Here is a 20,072-nt window from a genome sequence, read left to right on the forward strand (position 1 = left end):
TTACCCAAAGAACGTCTGCACCGCCGCATTCAGCGTATCCCGCATATCGGGGTCGTCGGTCAACGGTGTCACCATCGTCATCGAGCAGGCAGCCAGCGGCGTAACGCCTTTGCTAATCAATTGCCCTGCGTACACCAGCAAACGGGTGGAAATGCCTTCATCCAGCCCGTGCCCCTTGAGGTTACGCGCCCGGTGTGCAATCTGTACCAATTTGGCGGCGGTCTTTTCATCCACGCCGGATTCTTTGGAAACGATGGCGACTTCGACCTGTTCACGCGGGTAGTCAAAATCCAACGCACCGAAACGTTGCTTGGTGGATTGCTTCAAATCCTTCATCAAACTCTGGTAGCCGGGGTTGTAGGAAATCACCAATTGGAAATCAGGGTGTGCTTCGATCAACTCGCCTTTTTTGTCCAGCGGTAAGCTGCGGCGATGGTCGGTCAGCGGGTGAATCACGACGGTGGTGTCTTGGCGTGCTTCGACGACTTCATCCAAATAGCAGATTGCGCCGATGCGGGCAGCGGTTGCTAACGGACCGTCTTGCCATTTCGTGCCGTCTTTATCGAGCAAGAAACGCCCTACTAAGTCAGAGGCCGTCATGTCTTCGTTACACGCCACGGTAATCAGTGGGCGTTTCAGCCGCCATGCCATGTGTTCGACGAAACGCGATTTACCACAACCTGTTGGCCCTTTGAGCATCATTGGCATACGTGCGCTATAGGCGGCTTCGTACAAAGCGATTTCGTCACCAACCGCTTCGTAATAAGGTTCGTTTTTAACGAGGTATTGGTTGGGATCAACAGTAGTAGCAGACATAAGGCGACCTCATTTTCTCGCAGGGTTAATCTTCGTCGTCGGTTTCATGCTCGCCGCACCAGCCATTGGCACGGGCTTTTTCGATGGCAGCACCGTGAATGCGCTGATGGCGTTCGGCTAAATCAGGTGGTAGGCGGCTGACTAAACAACCGTATTTGTCCCACTCGGCATTGACCTTCTGTAACACGGAGTCAATCCCGGCTAGGTTCCAGCCTTCACAAGTTTGTGTTTCAGGCAAAATGCCAAATACCCAAGCGTCGCGGATAATCTTGCCAATCGTGGTCATGCCACCTTGAAGATCTTTGTCGATACCGATGTAAGTGCTGGGTTTGTTCATGGCGTGTTTCCTGTTGGTTTGGGTGGTGGGTAAGGGCGTATGCAATACGCCCCTACGGGATGTCTGCGGTAGGGGCGTATTGCATACGCCCTCCACACGCCATCTAACCATCAATTAGACGGTTTTACCACGGAAAATAACCATGGATGCACCCGCGCATTGCGCGTAGTTATCCAAACCGAGCAAACGAACGTGGTTGTTCGGGTGCGCAGCGTGGCAGTTTTCGAGTTCTGCCAGAATGGTATCGACGTTGGTTTCACCGAACATCGGCAATTTCCACATGTACCAGTAGCTGCCGAAGGCATTTTCTGGCTCAGTGTGTTCGATGGATGGGTTCCAGCCTTTGTTGACGATGTATTGGATTTGCTTGCGCGTTTGATCCGCATTCATCGCTGGCAGGTAGGAAAAAGTTTCAAACTTGCGGCTGTCTGCATTGCTCAAGCTTGATTTGTAGTCTTGCATATCACTCATGTGATGTACTCCAAAATTAGGTTAAATAATCAATTACTTGTGCGAAACGTCAAGTTTATCAACGGTGTCGAACTCGAACTTGATTTCTTTCCATGTTTCCATAGCGATTTTCAGTTCAGGGCTAGACTTCGCTGCATTAGTGAGGATGTCCTTACCTTCTTTTTCCAGTTCACGACCCATGTTACGTGCTTCAACGCACGCTTCAACCGCGACGCGGTTAGCCGCCGCACCTGCTGCATTGCCCCACGGGTGACCCAGTGTGCCGCCGCCGAATTGCAATACGGAGTCATCACCGAAGATGTTAACCAGCGCAGGCATGTGCCAAACGTGGATACCACCGGAAGCGACAGGGATTACCCCTGGCATTGAACCCCAGTCTTGGTCGAAGAAAATACCGCGTGAACGGTCTTCTTTGATGAAGGAATCGCGCATGATGTCGATCCAACCCAAGGTAGCTTCGCGGTCGCCTTCCAGCTTGCCTACAACCGTGCCGGAGTGCAGGTGGTCACCGCCGGACAAACGCAATACTTTAGTCAGTACGCGGAAGTGGATACCGTGGTGCGGGTTGCGGTCGAGTACCGCGTGCATCGCACGGTGGATGTGCAACAACATGCCGTTGTTTTGGCACCATTGCGCCAATTGGGTGTTCGCTGACAGACCGCCGGTCAGGTAGTCGTGCATGATGATCGGCGCACCGATTTCTTTGGCGTATTCCGCACGGCGCATCATTTCATCAGACGTAGGCGCAGTAACGTTCAGGTAGTGACCCTTGCGCTCGCCAGTTTCGGCTTCCGCTTTGTGGATGGCTTCCATGACGAAATCGAAACGGTGTCTCCAGCGCATGAACGGCTGGCTGTTAACGTTTTCGTCGTCTTTGGTGAAGTCCAAACCGCCGCGCAGACCTTCGTAGCACGCACGACCGTAGTTTTTCGCAGACAGACCCAGCTTAGGCTTGATGGTGCAACCCAACAGCGGACGACCGTATTTGTTCATAATATCGCGTTCAACTTGGATACCCTGTGGTGGGCCGTTACAAGTCATAACATAAGCGATAGGGAAGCGGATGTCTTCCAAACGCAGTGCACGCAAGGCTTTGAAACCAAACACGTTACCAACCAATGAAGTCAGTACGTTTACGACTGAACCTTCTTCAAACAGGTCGATTGGGTATGCGACAAATGCGTAGAAGCAGGTGTCATCGCCGGGTACGTCTTCAATGGCGTAAGCACGACCTTTGTAGTAGTCCAGATCGGTCAACAGGTCAGTCCAAACGGTAGTCCAAGTACCCGTGGAAGATTCTGCGGCTACTGCTGCTGCCACTTCTTCACGCGGTACGCCCGCCTGAGGAGTGATTTTGAAGCAAGCGAGGATGTCGGTATCTTTCGGGGTGTAGTCCGGCATCCAGTAGGTTTCGCGGTATTCTTTCACGCCCGCGCTGTAATTCTTAACTGCCATGAAGTGCCTCCAACGAGGTTATAAGAAAAAGTGTTTTTGCCTAAACAACAAGCACTGCCTGCTGATGGGGGAGAAGTATGCCAAACAGTAGGTATAATTGAAACTCAATAATGAAACGTGTAAATATAAGGAAAGCTGATGTTTTTAGGAGGAACACGATGCCGTATTCATTAAGCCAAATCCGCATTTTTGAAGCGGTGGCACAATACGAAAGTTATACCCGTGCGGCGGAAAAGCTATTCATGACGCAGCCTGCGGTATCCATGCAAATCAAGCAGTTGGAGGAGGATAGCGGGCTGGCATTGTTTGAGCGTCAAGGTAAAAAAATGTGCCTGACCCCGATAGGCAAGGAAATGTTGCACTACGCCAGCCGCGTATTACAGGCGCACGGCGACATGCTAGGTGCGATGAAGGAATTCAAAGGAACCAAGGGTGGGCACTTGATTGTGTCGGTGGCGACGACTGCCAATTATTTCGTTACACAATTGCTGGCAGAGTTTTCCCGCCAACACGAAGGCATTAATATCACGCTGGATGTGACCAACCGTCACACCTTGCTGGATCAGTTGGAAAACCACGAGCCGGACATGGTGATCATGGGTGAACCGCCCAAAGGTCACGGGTTGCAATCCGAGCGTTTGATGGAAAATCCGCTGGTAGTGATTGCCGCGCCGACGCATCCGCTGGTAGGCATTGGTCGCCCGCTGTTGCTGAGTGATGTGCTGGCGGAACGCTTTATCGTGCGCGAGAAAGGGTCTGGGACGCGCAGCGCGATTGAGCGGCACTTGAATAAACACAATGCCAGTTGCAAAAATTCATTGGAAATGCGCAGCAATGAAACGATTAAACACGCGGTCGAGGCGGGGTTGGGGCTGGGGATTGTGTCGATGCACACCATCCAGCCGGAACTGGATAGCGGGCGGTTGGTGATTTTACAGGTGGAAAATTTCCCGATTCACCGCCATTGGCACGTGGTGATGCGCAAGGGCAAGCGGTTGTCGCCGATTGCACGGGAGTTTAAGCGGTTTGTGATGGCGGAAGCTCCGCGCTTTGTGAGTAAGGTGTCGCTGTAATGCGCACCAAGGGTACTGATGGAAGTTCTAGGTTTGCACACGGGCGAATGCATGTGGATGGATTACCCACGAACCTGTTCAAGAATTTGCTGGGCTGCCCGCAAACCGGACAGGTACGCCCCATGCACACTGCTAAAATGCTTGCGCTCGGTGGCTTCCCCGGCAAAAAACACCGTCTTGCTCAAACGTTCTGCCAAATGGTCACGCATGGCAGGCGTTGAACCCACGCTATTGAAGGAATACGCGCCCCGCGCATACGGGTCAGCATTCCAGCGGGTAAGCTGGTAATCCACGGGATCAGGGATGTTATCCCCGAATAGCTTGCGCAAGGTTTGCATGGCATCAGCCACGATTTGCTGATCTGTCCATTGCTCGATGTGCTTGCCGCGTTCCGCTGCATTGAAACCCAGCAACACCGGCCAGCCAGCTACCCGCTCTAGGCTCACCCATTCTGTCCACGCACCTGCTTCGCTGGGAATGTATTCCAGCCAGTCCTGATCCTCCGGCCAGAAAACGCTGGGGAATTGCAGGTAACACTTGTTTAACGTGCCCATTCCCAGTGCCGCAATGGCTTGTTGCTTGCGGACAGGCAATGGCGGAGAAAAGGCGACTTGCCCACTTTTCAACACGCCTAGCGGCAAGGTGATAACGGCGTGATCAGCTTGAAACACGCCCCGGTCGGTCTGCACAGTCACTTGCTTATCTGACCATGTGACCTGTTGTACGACGTGTTGCAAGCGCACATCCAGCCCGTTTGCCAGATGATCGACGATGACTTGGTAGCCATCTGGGAACAGTGCGTCGTCGCCTTTGAATGCCGCTGCGGCATCATGCCAGTGGGCGGAAAGCTCGTGGATGCCGCCTGCGTATTCTTGTTCCAACGTACTATTGAGGATGAATTGCACGAGTTGGCGTTCGTTTGCCTTCAGGTCGCTCCAGTCGAGGGCTTTTTCAACAGCGGCTTGCACGGATTGATCGGTGTCAGCGGCTTGTGCGGCTTCCAATGCGTTGTCGATACGCGCTTGCCACTGTTCCAATTGGCGGCTTTCGGCGTTGTTCAAGGGTTTGCCAGCGGTGTTGTAGGTGGTGGTGTCGGCGTAACGGGTGATCAAACGTTTTGCGCCGATGCGGTCAGCCAAGGCGGATAAGGGGTTGTCTTTTGCGCCGTGAATCCACGTTGCGCCGAGGTCTACGGGCATGTGTTGCCAGCGTTTGCTTGTCCACAAACGTCCGCCCAGTCGGTCACGCGCTTCCACAACGGTCACGGAATGCCCTTGCTGGCGCAGGGCTTGCGCGGCAGTCAGACCGGCGATGCCTGCGCCGACTACTACAATACGTTTGGCGGAAGCGGCAGACAGCGGCGCAACGCTAGTGCTTGCCAACAGAGCGGCGATTATGTGTAAAAATTTTCGGCGACGCATGGGATGTATTACCTCGTTTTTTATTACTGGGAGCAGGTTTTCAATGCAGCATCCACAAACTCGGCAAAGTCGGGGTCATGCTGGAGCTTGACCGATTTTTGGTATTCCGCGCCTGACAAATAAACTTCGTGGTAACAGACTTCTGCTGCCAACCCTTTGTGCCACTGCGGGTCATCGGGGTAAGCCGTGTAAATCTGTTCCGCGCTGTAGAGGAAGTAGGTCACGAACCATTCATAACCAGACTTCGCGCCCTTGTTATCGCCGGGTTGGGCATTGGCAAAATCGGGCTTGTCGATGGCGAGTTTGAGGTATTCCTTGAAGGCTTCGCGGGCAGAGGCTTCGCGTTGGATATTTTCCGCCGCTTTGATTTGCCAGATAGCAATCACCAGTGCCAGCACGGCAACAAGCGCGGTGGCAATCGTGCTGATGTGGGAAAAATGTTGGAGGTCAAAACGGCGCATCAGGCATTCCAGTCAGTTGATAAAAGCAAGTGGGCGTAGTGCAGTGTGCATTAGAACGATTTTCTGCTTACGGCGAAACAAAGTGGCCACTAATTATGCGAAAATGATACGGTAGCTATTTACAAAGTGCATGGATTTTCTTAATGTGCTGATCTGTCTTATTAATAGGCAATCAGTGAGGGAACCCAATGACACCGAACGCCCCGTATTCTTCAGGGAGGTTAGCCAGTGAATGACGAAACACTGGCTAAAATGACAGCCGAAATCGCCGAAGTACTGCGCACACACATACCCGGCGCGGAACTGGTCACATTACGTTCTGAAATTGCCGCATCAAAGAGCAAAACATTCGCACAGATTTTTGGATTCACCCCCGGCGCACGCGGTGTTTTCACCATTAGCTCAGAATTGACGCATCCCCCACCAACGCCTAGCAAGTTGAACTTGCGCTGCACCACCACCAAATAGCAAAAACCTGAAACTCACCCCGGTATTTGCTGAATCCGCTGCAACTCTTGTTCACACAGCACTTTCAACATTGAAAGTGCGTCGTTCAGCACATCCCCACGCACTTTTTGTAACGCCTGATTGAGGTTATCGCACCCCCATTCCATTTGCTGATCCCAATAACGTTGGTCGTTTTTATCCCAACCGTTCGTACCTGCCTCAGCACGATAAGTGAGTTTATCCAGCGGCAATAGCTGGTAAATATTCACCCACTCCCCTTCCACCCGCAGCATCAAGCTGGGGTTAAACACGTAATGCCCCTGACGCAGCCGGTAAAACAATTTGTAGTTATACGCCCCGTCGCGATACATCTCGTTTTTCGCCAATACTGACGACAGGTAGGCCCGTTGCTTGCGGTGCTTGGGTAAAACGTGATCAGGGAAATGCGCAATCGCATCCAACACCTCTTGTGTGCCAAACCCACCGCTTTTTATCAATTTCGACGGCAGTACCCGGTAAAACAGCACAATTAATAGATTCAGCAGGAAAAATTCCATGCCGCGCTTATCCAGCTTGATTAAACGCGCGTCCACCTGAATGCTAATGCTATCCGGCTCTAATGCCGCGTATATGCGCCCTAACGTCTGTTTAGCGTATTTCTCGTCCTTACTCGCTTGCTGTAACGCAATTTGAAACGCAGTAAACCCCTGATTATTCACCAGATCAGTATCCGCCCCGCGTTCCAGCAATTCCTCCACCAAGGCCGCATTTCCTAACCAGGTTGCCGTCATTAACGGGGTTTGGTTAAACGGATTGCGGAAATCCACCCCAAATTGCTGGAGTTGCTGACGTAATGCCTGCGGATTTTTTGCCTGATACGCCAGATAATGTTTCTGCTGAAGTAATTTAATCCCGTTTTCCGGGTGACGTGCTGGCTTAAAATCGACTAATAACAAATCCCGCAACCATTGGGTATCGTCGTGAACTAACGCAATTTCAAACGCCGTCAACCGTGCTTTTTTATCATTGCCCTGAATCGCTTGTTGATGTAATTGCTGCAAAGTATCGTCGCGATAAACCGTCCAAGTCGGGGTTTGCTGCTGTAAAATTTCGCGCCGAATCCGCTCGGCTTGTTCTTGTTTACCTTGCAGGCTCAGCTTGTGGGCTTCGCGCTGCCAATCCTCCAAACTTGACCCCTGATTTTCCAGCGTGAGGCTGTCTTGCGCTTGTTCCAGCCCTAGTAAACTCAATAAACGTTGCTGCGGGTCAGCTTCAATCCAATACAAATCACACACCGCACGGGTTAACGCCACATACAACGCATTCACGTAAAACTTATAGGTTTCCAGTGACTTATCGGTTTTACTTTTAGCGCGTGCATAAGTTAAATCACCCTGTAAATCCGCCGGATTGACACCCTCGCACACTTCCCGAAACCGTTTGGCTTCAGCACTGAGGAAGTTGTACAAAATAATATTTTCGTACTCCAGCCCCTTGGCTTCTTGGATCGAAAACACCAGCGGCGTATTGAAATGCTGTTGCGCTTCCAACTTTTTCGACTCGTGCATTACCACCACCCCAAAGCGCGTTGAGGTGCGGGTTTTAGCGTTTAACTCGCGGCGGATAGTGTCGCGATCTTGCAAAAACACCACCTTGCCCTGCACATGCCCGTTACTATTCACCAAATAATTGCTTTCGCGGTCAATAGAGCCAAACCGCGCCTGCTTTAACAGCAATAAACGGTTCGCCAATGCCGTTACCTGCGGGGAATTGCGGTAATTGGTGTGCAAAATACGGATCAATTCCGCCTCGCCCTGCCCCGGCATTTCTTGGTAAAACAGGCTTTTAACCTTGCTCCACGAAAAGAAATTCGGGTGAACAATCTGATTGGCATCGCCGCACAATAAAAACCCACGCGGCTCACGTAAGGCTTTGAGAATTAAATAAAGCTGGCTATTGGTTAAATCCTGAACTTCATCCACCACCACAAAATCGTAACGTGGGCTGCTATACGTCACGTATTGATGGCTAACGATATTGCTATCGTAATACCCACTTTCCTGCAAAAAGCTCAAATAGCTACTGAAAATAGCATAAACCGCCGCACGTTCTTCTTCCAAAAAGATCGACTGTTTAACCCCCAAATTCAGGTATTGCTCCCGGCTCAAATACGCCGTATCCACCGATGGCCCGGTAATCACCCCTTTAAACTCTTCAAATAATTTGTGCGCGTCTTTTATCGCCGAACGCGGTTGCCGCGCAAACCACGCTGCAAACGTGTGAAAATCAATCGGTTTTCCCACCGGAATCTGAATGCTTTCCAAAAACTCCTGAAACGATAAAAAGTCCACCTGCTGCTGCGGATTATCGTAAGCGTGCGCGTAATACAAATCCCGCGCATTGCGCACCAAATATGTCGAAAGCGTCACATACAACACGTCCCCCGCCACCGCTTTCATCTTTTCTAAGGTCAGTGCCGTTTTGCCACTACCCGCCGAGCCAATAATCACCAACGGCGGAGTCAGTTGGTAAATCGCCTGTTGCACATCATCAAACGCAATGATTTTATCGAGTAAATTAAATCGTGGGTGCTGCGGATTCACATACGCCAACGCTGGCATATCTTCCGGCACGCTCTCCAGTAACGGAATAGCCTCTTCATCAAGTTGTGCCACACCGCGTAAAAACCGGGAACCGGCATAATCGTGATTTTTCAGGTATTCCAGCACCAGCGCGTAACGCTGACCCTGATAATGATGAAATGCCAGTAATAAACGATCGGTGCGATTTAATCGCGCCCGATACAAATTATCACCGATCTTTTTGACATCGGCGGACTTTAAATCATCCGCTTCCATGAATTTTTGCCATTTAGCAAAACCCTGAATCGCTTGCGGATTTAATTCGTTATAAAGCAGGACTTGCATTCAACCATACTCAGCAATAGTTCACCCAAAAGCGCACTGAGGTTAACGGGCTTACCCTATGAAGGCAAGACCGTTCGGCGGCTTATCGAGTCAATAGGTAAGCTTTCTCGACATCGTGCGCCTTATCTGGTTTGCTTAACCCAGATTAGCCACAGGAATCCTTATGCGCCCCCTGACTTTTGATAACCGCTTTGTGCGTGAACTCCCCGGTGACACCGACAATGTTAAGCTGTCGCGCCAAGTGTATGACGCATTGTGGTCAAGCGTTACCCCCACGCCCGTCGCCGACCCGCGTTTACTAGCCTATTCGCCCGAAGTCGCCGCATTGCTGGGCTGGCAAGCTGAGGACATGAATGATCCGCGTATTGCCCAAATATTTGGCGGCAATGCCTTGCTGGAAGGAATGCAACCTTACGCCGCGTGTTACGGTGGACATCAATTCGGCGGCTGGGCGGGGCAATTGGGCGATGGACGCGCAATATCTTTGGGGGAAAGCGTAAACGCGGCGGGGCAACGTTGGGAATTGCAACTCAAAGGCGCGGGACAAACGCCGTATTCGCGCCGTGCAGATGGGCGGGCAGTATTGCGTTCTTCGGTGCGTGAGTTTTTGTGCAGCGAAGCCATGTTTCACCTTGGCATTCCGACTACCCGCGCCTTAAGTCTGGTCATGACGGGCGATAAGGTCATGCGCGATATGCTTTATGATGGCAACCCCGCGCTTGAACCGGGAGCCATTGTGTGCCGGGTCGCGCCGTCGTTTATCCGTTTCGGCAATTTTGAATTACCCGCACAGCGCGGCGATTTGGGACTATTGGCGCAATTGGTGGATTTCACGATTGCGCGGGATTACCCCGAACTGCAAGGTGATACTGCCAGCAAACGCGCTCAATGGTTTGTGGAAGTGTGCCGCCGCACCGCGATTATGATTGCGCACTGGATGCGGGTCGGCTTTGTGCATGGGGTAATGAATACCGACAATATGTCGATTCTGGGGTTGACCATTGACTACGGGCCTTACGGTTGGCTGGAAGATTACGACCCGATGTGGACACCCAACACCACCGATGAACATGGTAAACGCTACACCTACGGGCAACAGCCGTACATTGGGCATTGGAATCTCGCACGCTTAAGCGACGCACTTATGCCACTGATTAAAGATTCGAGCATCTTGCAGGCAGGTTTACAAGCTTACGCGGATACTTACACCGAAACTTTTGGCGAAATGCTCGCGGCAAAATTTGGTATTGTGACGTTATCGGACGCGGATGCGCCCTGGATCAATCAAGCCTTTGAATTACTGCATAAGTCCGAAGTCGACATGACCTTGTTTTTCCGTGAACTGGCTGAAATTGAGCTAGAACGACCCGATTTGGCCGTGTTAAACAGCGCGTTTTACCGCCCTGAATTATTCGCACAACAACGTGGTACGTGGGAGGCGTGGTTGCAACTTTATGTAGCACGTTTACAGCAAGATGGCTTAAGCGATCAGACTCGCCGCACCCGCATGAATGCGGTCAATCCGCGCTTTGTATTGCGTAATTACCTCGCGCAACAAGCGATTGATGCTGCTACCGAGGGGGATAATTCGCAGATTCTGGCGTTGTTGGATGCATTGCGTCACCCTTATGACGAGCAGACTGCTTACGCACACTTTGCGGAAAAACGCCCGGAATGGGCGCGGCATAAGGCGGGCTGCTCCATGCTCTCGTGCAGCTCGTGAGGCTATTCACCCAAGCCGCGCATTCGCCCCAAATGGCGTAACAGCGGAAACCCCAGCGACGCACTTAACTTAAACGCGGTGTCTTTTAGCGCACCGTTGGTTTGCCAGTCCTGCGCTTTACCCGCGAGAATCACCCAATTGCGACTGCTGGTCATCACGGTGCGGATGTCGGTAAAATGAGCGCGTAATGCATCGCGTAGCCGTGCGTCTTCGCGGTGTTCATTCCAGCAATTGAGCACTAACCAGCCGTCGTCCTTGAGTAACGCCGCACACCGCGCAATAAAATCATCGCGTAACTGCACGTCGTCCACCCCCGTGCCGTGGTACAAGTCGGCGAAAATCACATCGGGTTTACGTAAATTTGGCGAATCTAAAAACTGATCCGCATCTTGCTGAATCACTTGCACCCGTTTGCTGCGCGGCATCTGAAAAAAACGGTACGCCACTTCAATAACTTGCGCCCGTAATTCCACCGCCGTAATTTGAATACCCGGTATATGGTGGTGCAACGCCGTAACCAAACTACCGCCGCCCATACCCAATACCAACACGCGCCGGGGCTGACAAAACAGCAATACCAGTAACATCGCTTGAGTGTATTCGTATTGCAACACGTGTGGCGCGGCTTTCAGGCAACGACTTTGTTCATCATTGGGGCAAAAACCAAGCACGCGGCATTCGCCATCGTCGGTGACGATAACTTCCCCTAATTCATCCGTTGCGGTGTAAAGTGTTTTTATCGGTGACATAGGTGCATTGCATACCGTTTATCGTTAAAAAACAGGGGAATATCGGCTGTTTTTAAATAGAAAATGCTAAATAATCTATTTAAAAGATTATTAACAACAGGTGCTAAATAGCCGTCTATACTCATAGCGTCCAGCAGAAAATCACACACGGATAAACTGAATGCACCCAATGAACCTAGCAAAAATTTTTAGCGATCTGAACCGGCAGCATCAAGGGATTGAGGCTTCCGCCATTATTTCCAATACAGGTTTAGCGTTATTTCACGACCCCATGCCAGGTGTTGACCCCGACCATGCCAGTGCATTGAGCGCGGCAATGTTGACATGGGGCGAATACGCCACCAAAAACCTGTTCACTGACACCCTAGATCATGTGGAATTACGTTGCTCGCAAGGTAATATTTTATTGAGCCGCGTCAGCCCCGATGCATTGATTGCGATTTTGACCCGTAATGATGTGGTACTGGAACAAATTTCCAACCATTTACACCATGTACTCGACGAAGTTTCAACCACCGCGCTTGGCTAAGCTGATTACACAACCCCCACACTGCTGAGGTAATCACGCACTTCAGCAGGTGAACCACTGAATACCAGACGCTCCTGCTTTTTGCTGATTTGGTAGTCATACATCGGGTCGTAATAGTCCAGCAAAATCAGCCGCACCCAGTCGTAATGCGCCTGCGTCGTGCCGTCACGCGCCTGTATCGCCAACGCCTGCTGCATCATCTTCAACACCGCCTGATGGCGTGCGCCCCCCAAACGCCGTTGGATTTTATCCAAACTGCCTAACAAATACCCGCTAAATGCCGCAAAACCACGTTCTACATCACCGTGATGTAACGCCGTAAAAGCCGCGCTGGTATCCACCACGTATTCTTGATAACTGATTTCCACGCGTTCGGCATCCGCCACCTGCATCAATACCAACGGTGCCTCCCGCAAGCGCGTAAAAAACGTTTCCGGTAAATGCAATGAGCCAATCATGCGACTTTCATCTTCAAATAACAGCGCGGACTGGGTTTGCAGCGCACGCAATAATTGAATCGCCAGCGCGTTTTCAAAACTGATTTGACTCGGTTGCGGGGTCGGTTGCCCCCCAAAAGCAGAGCCACGGTGATTGGCTAAACCTTCCAAATCCATAGTACGTTGCAAGGTTTGCAAAAAGCGGGTTTTACCAGAGCCGGTACGCCCGCTCAACACCACAGGTTGTAAGGTTGCCGGTAGGGTTTCAAGCTGATTCAGCAAAAACCGCCGCATCGCCTTATAGCCACCTTTGACACGCGGGTAATGCAGGCCAGTTTGTTCAAATAACCATTGCTGTGAAATCCGCGAACGCAAGCCACCGCGAAAACAGTACAACACCCCGTCAGGATGTTCCCGCGCGAATTGTTCCCACGCCGCCACCCGCTGCGCTTTTACCTCGCCACTGACACGCTGCAAACCCAATGCAATCGCCGCGTCCTGCCCTTGTTGCTTATAGCGCGTGCCAATCGCCACCCGGTCTGCGTCATCCATTAACGGGTGATTTTGCGCAGTGGGAAATGCCCCCTCATGGAATTCGACGGGCGCACGCACATCCAGCAGCGGCACATCACGCAAAAACAACGCTTGCAAGTCGTCGATTAAGGGCAAATCTTGGCGGGTTTTCAACATGCTTAAACTACCGTGATCAAGGCTTCACCCGCGATTGGCGCACGCAAATAACCGATCGGTTGCAGCGTCATCCCCGCAGCAGCGCACACTTGCAAAAATGCCGCCTCCCCCGCCGGTTCCACTGCCACCAATAAACCACCACTGGTTTGCGGGTCACAGACAATCTGACGTTGCCGCTCAGTCATCGCACCCAAGGCATAACCGTAACTGTCAAAATTGCGCTTTGCCCCACCCGGTGAACAATCCAGCTCCAAGTATTGCGGAATATGCGGCAACACCGGCACTTGATCGAACTGAATCACCGCCTGCAACTGGCTGCCTTCGCACATTTCGCGCAAATGCCCGCCCAAACCAAAGCCCGTCACATCCGTTAATGCGGTTACCCCGGACAACTGCCCCAGTTCCGCGCCCAGTGAGTTCATCTGGCACATCACCTCAATCGCAAGGTTGCTGTGTTCGGGTAATAATACTTTGCGTTTTTGCGCCGTGGTCAAAATACCAATGCCCAACGGTTTGGTTAGGTACAATTGGCAACCGGCGGTGGCGGTACTGTTTTGCTTAAGGTGCGCGGTTGGCACAATGCCAGTAACGGCTAAACCAAAAATCGGTTCGGGTGCGTCAATGCTATGCCCACCGGCTAATGGAATGCCCGCATCCTGACACGCTTTACGCCCGCCTTCGACCACTTCACGCCCAACTTCCGGTGGCAATTTATCCAAAGGCCAACCAAAAATCGCAATCGCCATCAACGGTTTGCCACCCATTGCGTAAATATCGCTAATCGCATTGGTTGCCGCAATCCGCCCAAACGTAAACGGATCATCCACAATCGGCATGAAAAAATCGGTAGTGCTAATCACCGCCGTGCCATTGCCCAAATCGTAAACCGCCGCATCGTCACGCGAACTGTTCCCGACCAGCAATGCATCGCACACATCCGGGGGTAACGTGCTGTGTAAAATGACATCCAGTACTGCCGGAGCGATTTTGCAACCACAACCGGAGCCGTGGCTGTATTCAGTCATGCGAATAGGTGCGTTGTTCATTTAATAAACCCGTGTTCAGCCAGAAAACTTTCCGTAAGACCGCTGGTTGCCGTGGAGTGCGCAGCTTTTTCACCCAGCAATAACCGCTCAAGGTAACGTGCAATCACATCCACTTCCAGATTCACTTTTGAGCCACTGCGGTAATCGGCGATGATGGTTTCATCAAGGGTGTGCGGCACAATATTGAGTTCAAAGTTACTGCCATCGACCTTATTGACGGTAAGGCTCGTGCCATCCACGGTAATCGAACCCTTCGCAGCAATGTATTTGGCTAATGCATCCGGGGCGCGAATCGTAAAACGCACCGAACGCCCGTCATCATGACGACTCACCACTTCACCCAAACCGTCGACATGACCGCTGACTAAATGCCCACCGAGGCGAGTTTGCAGGGTCAAGGCTTTTTCCAGATTCACCTTAGAACCCCGGCTGAGATTACCAAGGCTGGTTAACGACAAGGTTTCGCGCGAAACGTCAGCACTAAAGCTGCTGCTGTCGAAGGCAATAGCCGTCAGACATACGCCATTGACCGCGATACTGTCGCCAAGGGCTACGTCGCTCATGTCTAACTTGCCAACAGCAAGAGTTAAACGCAGGTCGCCACCTTTGGGTTGCATATCGCGGATAGTGCCGATGGCTTCGATGATTCCGGTAAACATGGGGTAATTAATCTCCGCTGGGTTTATTCAGCAATTCCCATAAATCATCCAGAAAAAGATGGTCTATGGTGCGGATGTGAGTGGAAAGTAATGCATCCTCCCGCATATTGGGGCGAATGTCACAATAATAAACCCCGTCTAATGGGTTTAATTTGACTGTGTACGCACGAAAGTGTCCGGGTAAAAATGTCGTGCTGATACCATAACTATTTTCTTGCTTGGTTTTTTTGCGCTGCACATCGTTGAGAAAAATCGCAATGTGCGGCAATGCGGTTCCGGTCAAGCGACTGTAAAGAAACTTATCGACGAACACCTTATCCAGTCTATCTTTACTGGATGTTTTGACTGAACCAATAACCTTTAAATCTCCGGCGTGGCGAATAAGTAAATCATGCTGATAACTAGTGTGGAACAGCAAAGCTCCAGCATCATCTTTCACCGGAACTTGTACAACACCTGCCGTGCAATCAGCCCCCATTTCCTGTAATAACAACCGAATGAGCCGTTCAAACAAATCACCATTCACCTTGCGGGCTTGGTTCGATTTTCCCGCTGGCAGTGCATCGAGTGCCGCCCCAATTGTCTGTTGCAAGGTATAAATGATACGGATAATACGGTCACGTTGTTCATCGTCAACCCGCTGACCCTGTTTCAAGTCTGTAAAGGTCTGGGTAAAATGTGAAATCATCGTCTCAAAACTTTCAGCCGTGTAAAACAGACGAGTATTGATTGGACGACTGATATTGTATTGCCCTTCCACACCATACTGAAAAAACTGATAGTAGCTTTCGTTCTGCGAAACGATACGAGCCTGCAAGCCAGTTTCAACAAATGCCAAATACTGACGGCAAAAATCAATATAATCGCTAAGCTGCTGAAATTGCTGTTTATTAGCAGCATGATTGACCAAATCTGCTAATTTCAACGGATGGACTCCCTACGTTCAGCGTTTTTGCGATCAAAAGCGATCCATTCGTCTTTGCTCATACTGCGCACATTTTCCAGTCGCTTAATAGCCCACTGATTGTATTCGGGATTTAAATCACATCCCATCCAACGTCTCCCTAATTGTTCAGCCACCACAACGGTCGTTCCTGAACCAGAAAATGGATCAATCACTAAATCCCCTGCATTAGATGAAGCCAGTACAAACTTACGCACCAGCTCCTCTGGCTTTTGAGTGGGATGCGGCGTACTTTCACCCATACCATTACACGTGGTCGGAATATCAATCACATCTTTTGGTTTCGCACCCTTGGGATGAGGCATCCAATTATCACGGGATTTATTACCCCCCTTACCATAAGCACTGGTATCTGCTTGAGGATGTGATGGGTATTTCAGAGTATGCGCCCCATAAGGAATGCGCACATCATCAACATTGAGTTTTACCGCTTCCGACTTGCGAAAATGAAGGATGCTTTCATGCGCCCTACCCCAATCATTTCCTAAGTTGGCTTTGTTTTTATAGTGCCAAATCAACCAACGGCACTGTTTAAAATAGCGCGACGCGGGATGTTTCAAATCAGCTAATATCTCGGAAAACCCGCAAATGTACAATGAACCTGTCGGTTTCAAAGCCCGTGCTGCTTGTTGTATCCATTGCATTGACCAATCAATGTAATACTCTTGACTCTCAAAATTATCCCAATCCGCTTTTTTGATGTTGTAGGGTGGGTCAGCAAAAACCAAATCGACAGAGCTATCCGCAAGCGAAGCGAGCCAGTCAATGGAGTTCCCCTGATACAACACCCCGCTGGAATGCGCATACTGACACTGAAACCCTTGAATAACAGGCACAATGTCGACCTGCTCAACTGCTTCGCAGGCAAGGCTCGGAGACATCATATCTAAGTGAAGCTGGGTCATAGTTACGACTGACATGGTGATGTTCTTGCAATAATACGCCAATCCTGCCCAACGGCGCGAATATCACGAATTTCCAACTTAATGCGTTCATGCATGTGAGCCAGATGCGGCAAATCAAACAAAGCACGGGCACGCGAACCCATTAAATGCGCTGCAAGGTAAATCACCATCTCATCGGCAAACCCTTGCGCAACTAACGCCCCTGTCAACGTCGCACCCGCTTCCACATGCACTTCGGTAATGCCATCCTCAACCAACGCTGCCATCACCTGCGTTAACGCTAATTTATCGCCGTTAAAACAGCGCACTTTCACACCAAACTGAGCCAACTGCGCGATTTTTGCCGCATCATTATTACAGGTGTAAATCAGGATTTGACCAGGTAAACGCAACATTTGTGCCGTCAATGGAAAGCGCAAAGCAGAGTCCAGCACCACACGCACCGGTTGGCGTACTTCGCCATCAATGCCCAACTCTTGCGCGGTTAAACGCACATTTAACGATGGATCATCGGCTAATACCGTACCAATGCCGGTTAAAATTGCCCCTGCTTGCGCCCGCCAGAATTGCACATCATGGCGTGCAGCTTCGCCGGTAATCCACACGCTTTCGCCGGATTCCATCGCGGTGCGCCCATCCAAACTCATCGCCATTTTCAAGCGCAAATACGGGCGATTCAAGGCCATACGGGTAATAAAACCGGGGTTTAACGCCCGCGCATCGTTTTCCAACAATCCCGATGCGGTAGCGATGCCTGCTTGTTGTAACAAGGCTAAACCGTTGCCAGCCACCAGCGGATTGGGGTCAACCATTGCTGCCACGACCCGCGCAACACCGACTTGAATCAAGGCATTAGCACACGGCGGAGTGCGTCCAAAATGGGAACACGGTTCTAAAGTGACATAGACATCCGCGCCGCGTGCCGCCTCGCCAGCCGTGCGTAGCGCGTGAATTTCAGCGTGTGCTTCCCCCGCTTTGGCGTGCCAACCTTCGCCGACAATTTGCCCGTGCCGCACAATAACGCAGCCAACGCGAGGATTAGGGTGGGTGGTATATAAACCGTGCCGCGCTAATTGCAAAGCGCGAGCCATGTAACGGTGGTCGTCAGCGGTAAAAGTCATACCTTGGGTGGGCGCGGTAATAAGTCAATCTGGCGGTGACGCTGTTCGCTAGAAGGGGTACTTTCCAGATGATCAATCATGCTGCGGAATTCTTCAATCGCATCAAAGCGGCGGTACACAGAAGCAAAACGGATATACGCCACTTCGTCCAATTGGCGCAATTCATCCATCACCAATTCGCCGACCGTGGAGGACGCAACTTCACGTTCCCCACTGATCAAAATACGTTTGCGGATACGGTTGAGCGCGGCTTCAATGCCCTCAATTGAAACGGGGCGTTTTTCGAGTGCTCGCATAATGCCCGCACGTAACTTTTCATCGTTGAATGGCTCACGCGCCGCATTGGATTTAATCACACGCGGCATGGTGAGTTCCGCCACCTCATAAGTGGTAAAGCGTTCATCACAAGCCACGCAGCGACGACGACGGCGCACTTGATCGCCGTCATTCGCCAAGCGCGAGTCAACTACCCGCGTATCATCCGTTCCGCAAAAAGGGCAACGCATCGCGCGTTACGCCGGGTGATCGCCGAAATTACTGGACGGGTATACCGGGAATCGTGCGCAAATCGCCAGCACTTCCGCTTTTACCCGTTCAATCGTCGCGGTGTCTTCCACATTGTCCAGCACGTCAGCCATCCAGTTAGCCAACTGCGCGGTTTCCGCTTCTTTGAAACCACGGGTGGTAATAGCTGGCGTACCCACACGAATCCCGCTGGTGACAAACGGTGATTGCGGGTCATTCGGCACTGAGTTTTTGTTCACGGTAATGTTTGCCGCGCCCAACGCCGCATCCGCCGCTTTACCGGTAATACCTTTCGCAATCAGGTCAACCAACATCAGGTGGTTATCCGTACCGCCGGAAACGATTTTGTAACCGCGTGAAATCAGGGTTTCCGCCATGACTTTGGCATTTTTAGCGACTTGCTGCTGGTAAACCGTAAATTCGGGTTCAAGAGCTTCTTTAAACGCTACCGCTTTTGCCGCAATGACGTGCATCAACGGGCCGCCCTGAATACCGGGGAATACCAGTGAGTTGAATTTCTTTTCCAGCTCCGGGTTAGACTTCGCCAAAATGATGCCGCCGCGTGGCCCGCGCAAGGTTTTATGCGTGGTGGAAGTGGTTACGTCAGCAATTTGTACCGGGCTTGGGTAAACCCCGGCGGCAACCAAACCAGCAACGTGTGCCATGTCGACCATTAAATACGCGCCTACTTTATCAGCGATTTCACGGAATTTACTCCAATCAATCACCCGCGAATAAGCGGAAAAGCCAGCCACGATCATTTTTGGCTGGTGTTCTACCGCCAGACGCTCAACTTCAGCGTAATCAATGTAGCCGTCATCGGTAATGCCGTATTGCACCGCATTATAAATTTTACCGGAGAAGTTAACCTTCGCACCGTGGGTCAAATGCCCGCCGTGAGCAAGGCTCATACCCAACACGGTATCACCGGGGTTTAACAATGCCATGTACACCGCAGCATTGGCTTGCGAGCCGGAATGCGGTTGCACGTTGGCATAATCCGCGCCAAACAATTGTTTTACACGGTCAATCGCCAGTTGTTCCGCCTTATCGACGTATTCACAACCACCGTAGTAACGCTTGGCAGGGTAGCCTTCCGCATATTTATTAGTCAAAACAGAACCTTGCGCTTCCATAACTCGCGGGCTGGCGTAGTTTTCGGATGCGATCAGTTCAATGTGCTCTTCTTGACGACGCACCTCAGACTGCATGGCAGTCCACAGTTCATCATCATACCCTGCGATGGTCATTTGGCTGGAAAACATGCGGTTTTTCTCCTGCGCGTTGGAAGCTAAAAAAAGCGTTGTATCATACCA

Annotated in this window: 20 protein-coding genes; 4 read left to right on the forward strand and 16 right to left on the reverse strand. The window is 51.2% G+C overall.

The annotated features are described in order from the left end of the window. The 4 genes from J9260_RS08545 to J9260_RS08560 all read right to left on the reverse strand — a co-directional run bounded on the left by J9260_RS08545 (position 1) and on the right by J9260_RS08560 (position 3,079). On the reverse strand, positions 1 to 816 hold the full coding sequence (locus J9260_RS08545) for a CbbQ/NirQ/NorQ/GpvN family protein (protein ID WP_202716526.1): 816 nt from the start codon (positions 814 to 816) through the stop codon (positions 1 to 3). 25 nt (positions 817 to 841) lie between these two features. Further along, a complete protein-coding gene (locus tag J9260_RS08550) occupies positions 842 to 1,153 on the reverse strand; it encodes a hypothetical protein (RefSeq protein ID WP_210220582.1) in 312 nt (103 codons plus the stop codon). A gap of 114 nt (positions 1,154 to 1,267) precedes the next feature. Further along, complete coding sequence (locus J9260_RS08555) at positions 1,268 to 1,624, reverse strand: ribulose bisphosphate carboxylase small subunit (RefSeq protein ID WP_210220583.1); 357 nt, start codon at positions 1,622 to 1,624, stop codon at positions 1,268 to 1,270. A gap of 33 nt (positions 1,625 to 1,657) precedes the next feature. Continuing rightward, entirely contained in the window at positions 1,658 to 3,079 is a 1,422-nt protein-coding gene (locus J9260_RS08560) for a form I ribulose bisphosphate carboxylase large subunit (RefSeq protein ID WP_210220584.1), read from the reverse strand. Positions 3,080 to 3,237: 158 nt separating this feature from the next. Here J9260_RS08560 and J9260_RS08565 point away from each other — a divergent pair, with 158 nt between their 5' ends. Beyond that, on the forward strand, positions 3,238 to 4,152 hold the full coding sequence (locus J9260_RS08565; protein ID WP_210220585.1) for a LysR family transcriptional regulator: 915 nt from the start codon (positions 3,238 to 3,240) through the stop codon (positions 4,150 to 4,152). A gap of 62 nt (positions 4,153 to 4,214) precedes the next feature. Here the strand turns inward: J9260_RS08565 and J9260_RS08570 are convergent, their stop codons facing one another. Both J9260_RS08570 and J9260_RS08575 read right to left on the reverse strand, forming a co-directional pair. After that, the gene (locus tag J9260_RS08570; RefSeq protein WP_210220586.1) at positions 4,215 to 5,573 is read right to left on the reverse strand and encodes a flavin monoamine oxidase family protein; all 1,359 of its coding nucleotides are present in this window, start codon (positions 5,571 to 5,573) and stop codon (positions 4,215 to 4,217) included. Positions 5,574 to 5,596: 23 nt separating this feature from the next. Beyond that, positions 5,597 to 6,034, reverse strand: a complete 438-nt coding sequence (locus tag J9260_RS08575) for a hypothetical protein (RefSeq protein ID WP_210220587.1) — start codon at positions 6,032 to 6,034, stop codon at positions 5,597 to 5,599. A 228-nt stretch (positions 6,035 to 6,262) separates the two neighbouring features. On the opposite strand from J9260_RS08575, the gene J9260_RS08580 reads away from it, so the two are divergent. Then, positions 6,263 to 6,502 carry a hypothetical protein gene (locus J9260_RS08580; protein ID WP_210220588.1) on the forward strand — a complete coding sequence of 80 codons (240 nt, stop codon included), beginning with the start codon at positions 6,263 to 6,265 and terminating at the stop codon, positions 6,500 to 6,502. 14 nt (positions 6,503 to 6,516) lie between these two features. Here the strand turns inward: J9260_RS08580 and J9260_RS08585 are convergent, their stop codons facing one another. After that, on the reverse strand, positions 6,517 to 9,408 hold the full coding sequence (locus tag J9260_RS08585) for an AAA family ATPase (protein ID WP_210220589.1): 2,892 nt from the start codon (positions 9,406 to 9,408) through the stop codon (positions 6,517 to 6,519). Between the two features lie 163 nt (positions 9,409 to 9,571). On the opposite strand from J9260_RS08585, the gene J9260_RS08590 reads away from it, so the two are divergent. Continuing rightward, the gene (locus tag J9260_RS08590) at positions 9,572 to 11,131 is read left to right on the forward strand and encodes a protein adenylyltransferase SelO (protein ID WP_210220590.1); all 1,560 of its coding nucleotides are present in this window, start codon (positions 9,572 to 9,574) and stop codon (positions 11,129 to 11,131) included. A 2-nt stretch (positions 11,132 to 11,133) separates the two neighbouring features. Here the strand turns inward: J9260_RS08590 and J9260_RS08595 are convergent, their stop codons facing one another. After that, positions 11,134 to 11,880: a spermidine synthase gene (locus J9260_RS08595; protein ID WP_210220591.1), complete on the reverse strand. Its 747-nt coding sequence runs from the start codon at positions 11,878 to 11,880 to the stop codon at positions 11,134 to 11,136. Between the two features lie 169 nt (positions 11,881 to 12,049). On the opposite strand from J9260_RS08595, the gene J9260_RS08600 reads away from it, so the two are divergent. After that, the gene (locus J9260_RS08600) at positions 12,050 to 12,409 is read left to right on the forward strand and encodes a roadblock/LC7 domain-containing protein (RefSeq protein WP_210220592.1); all 360 of its coding nucleotides are present in this window, start codon (positions 12,050 to 12,052) and stop codon (positions 12,407 to 12,409) included. Positions 12,410 to 12,414: 5 nt separating this feature from the next. Here J9260_RS08600 and mnmH read toward each other — a convergent pair whose 3' ends face one another. Genes mnmH through glyA form a run of 8 tightly spaced genes read right to left on the reverse strand, consistent with a single transcriptional unit; the run spans position 12,415 to position 20,021 of the window. After that, positions 12,415 to 13,536 carry a tRNA 2-selenouridine(34) synthase MnmH gene (gene mnmH, locus J9260_RS08605; RefSeq protein WP_246499721.1) on the reverse strand — a complete coding sequence of 374 codons (1,122 nt, stop codon included), beginning with the start codon at positions 13,534 to 13,536 and terminating at the stop codon, positions 12,415 to 12,417. Positions 13,537 to 13,538: 2 nt separating this feature from the next. Beyond that, the gene (selD, locus tag J9260_RS08610; RefSeq protein WP_210220593.1) at positions 13,539 to 14,582 is read right to left on the reverse strand and encodes a selenide, water dikinase SelD; all 1,044 of its coding nucleotides are present in this window, start codon (positions 14,580 to 14,582) and stop codon (positions 13,539 to 13,541) included. Continuing rightward, on the reverse strand, positions 14,579 to 15,241 hold the full coding sequence (locus tag J9260_RS08615; RefSeq protein WP_210220594.1) for a riboflavin synthase: 663 nt from the start codon (positions 15,239 to 15,241) through the stop codon (positions 14,579 to 14,581). Before J9260_RS08615 ends, selD begins: the two co-directional genes overlap by 4 nt. A 7-nt stretch (positions 15,242 to 15,248) precedes the next feature. Next, positions 15,249 to 16,166 carry a hypothetical protein gene (locus tag J9260_RS08620; RefSeq protein ID WP_210220595.1) on the reverse strand — a complete coding sequence of 306 codons (918 nt, stop codon included), beginning with the start codon at positions 16,164 to 16,166 and terminating at the stop codon, positions 15,249 to 15,251. After that, entirely contained in the window at positions 16,163 to 17,125 is a 963-nt protein-coding gene (locus J9260_RS08625; RefSeq protein WP_210220596.1) for a DNA-methyltransferase, read from the reverse strand. Before J9260_RS08625 ends, J9260_RS08620 begins: the two co-directional genes overlap by 4 nt. Next, entirely contained in the window at positions 17,113 to 18,231 is a 1,119-nt protein-coding gene (gene ribD / locus J9260_RS08630; protein ID WP_246499723.1) for a bifunctional diaminohydroxyphosphoribosylaminopyrimidine deaminase/5-amino-6-(5-phosphoribosylamino)uracil reductase RibD, read from the reverse strand. Before ribD ends, J9260_RS08625 begins: the two co-directional genes overlap by 13 nt. Next, positions 18,228 to 18,737, reverse strand: a complete 510-nt coding sequence (gene nrdR, locus J9260_RS08635) for a transcriptional regulator NrdR (RefSeq protein WP_210220597.1) — start codon at positions 18,735 to 18,737, stop codon at positions 18,228 to 18,230. Before nrdR ends, ribD begins: the two co-directional genes overlap by 4 nt. Positions 18,738 to 18,743: 6 nt before the next feature. Further along, positions 18,744 to 20,021 (reverse strand): serine hydroxymethyltransferase, encoded by a 1,278-nt coding sequence (gene glyA, locus J9260_RS08640; protein WP_210220598.1) that lies wholly within the window; start codon positions 20,019 to 20,021, stop codon positions 18,744 to 18,746. Between the last annotated feature and the right edge of the window lie 51 nt (positions 20,022 to 20,072).

The sequence above is a fragment of the Thiothrix unzii genome (assembly GCF_017901175.1).
GTDB classification, from domain to species: Bacteria; Pseudomonadota; Gammaproteobacteria; order Thiotrichales; family Thiotrichaceae; genus Thiothrix; species Thiothrix unzii.

Coding starts and splice junctions, on each gene's coding strand:
- J9260_RS08615 (WP_210220594.1), bottom strand. CDS start 15,241: ATGTTTACCGGAATCATCGAAGCCATCGGCACTATCCGCGATATGCAA.
- J9260_RS08575 (WP_210220587.1), bottom strand. CDS start 6,034: ATGCGCCGTTTTGACCTCCAACATTTTTCCCACATCAGCACGATTGCC.
- J9260_RS08600 (WP_210220592.1), top strand. CDS start 12,050: ATGAACCTAGCAAAAATTTTTAGCGATCTGAACCGGCAGCATCAAGGG.
- J9260_RS08590 (WP_210220590.1), top strand. CDS start 9,572: ATGCGCCCCCTGACTTTTGATAACCGCTTTGTGCGTGAACTCCCCGGT.
- J9260_RS08550 (WP_210220582.1), bottom strand. CDS start 1,153: ATGAACAAACCCAGCACTTACATCGGTATCGACAAAGATCTTCAAGGT.
- J9260_RS08565 (WP_210220585.1), top strand. CDS start 3,238: ATGCCGTATTCATTAAGCCAAATCCGCATTTTTGAAGCGGTGGCACAA.
- J9260_RS08560 (WP_210220584.1), bottom strand. CDS start 3,079: ATGGCAGTTAAGAATTACAGCGCGGGCGTGAAAGAATACCGCGAAACC.
- J9260_RS08625 (WP_210220596.1), bottom strand. CDS start 17,125: ATGTCAGTCGTAACTATGACCCAGCTTCACTTAGATATGATGTCTCCG.
- J9260_RS08595 (WP_210220591.1), bottom strand. CDS start 11,880: ATGTCACCGATAAAAACACTTTACACCGCAACGGATGAATTAGGGGAA.
- J9260_RS08570 (WP_210220586.1), bottom strand. CDS start 5,573: ATGCGTCGCCGAAAATTTTTACACATAATCGCCGCTCTGTTGGCAAGC.
- mnmH (WP_246499721.1), bottom strand. CDS start 13,536: ATGTTGAAAACCCGCCAAGATTTGCCCTTAATCGACGACTTGCAAGCG.
- nrdR (WP_210220597.1), bottom strand. CDS start 18,737: ATGCGTTGCCCTTTTTGCGGAACGGATGATACGCGGGTAGTTGACTCG.
- J9260_RS08555 (WP_210220583.1), bottom strand. CDS start 1,624: ATGAGTGATATGCAAGACTACAAATCAAGCTTGAGCAATGCAGACAGC.
- J9260_RS08545 (WP_202716526.1), bottom strand. CDS start 816: ATGTCTGCTACTACTGTTGATCCCAACCAATACCTCGTTAAAAACGAA.
- glyA (WP_210220598.1), bottom strand. CDS start 20,021: ATGTTTTCCAGCCAAATGACCATCGCAGGGTATGATGATGAACTGTGG.
- selD (WP_210220593.1), bottom strand. CDS start 14,582: ATGAACAACGCACCTATTCGCATGACTGAATACAGCCACGGCTCCGGT.
- ribD (WP_246499723.1), bottom strand. CDS start 18,231: ATGACTTTTACCGCTGACGACCACCGTTACATGGCTCGCGCTTTGCAA.
- J9260_RS08585 (WP_210220589.1), bottom strand. CDS start 9,408: ATGCAAGTCCTGCTTTATAACGAATTAAATCCGCAAGCGATTCAGGGT.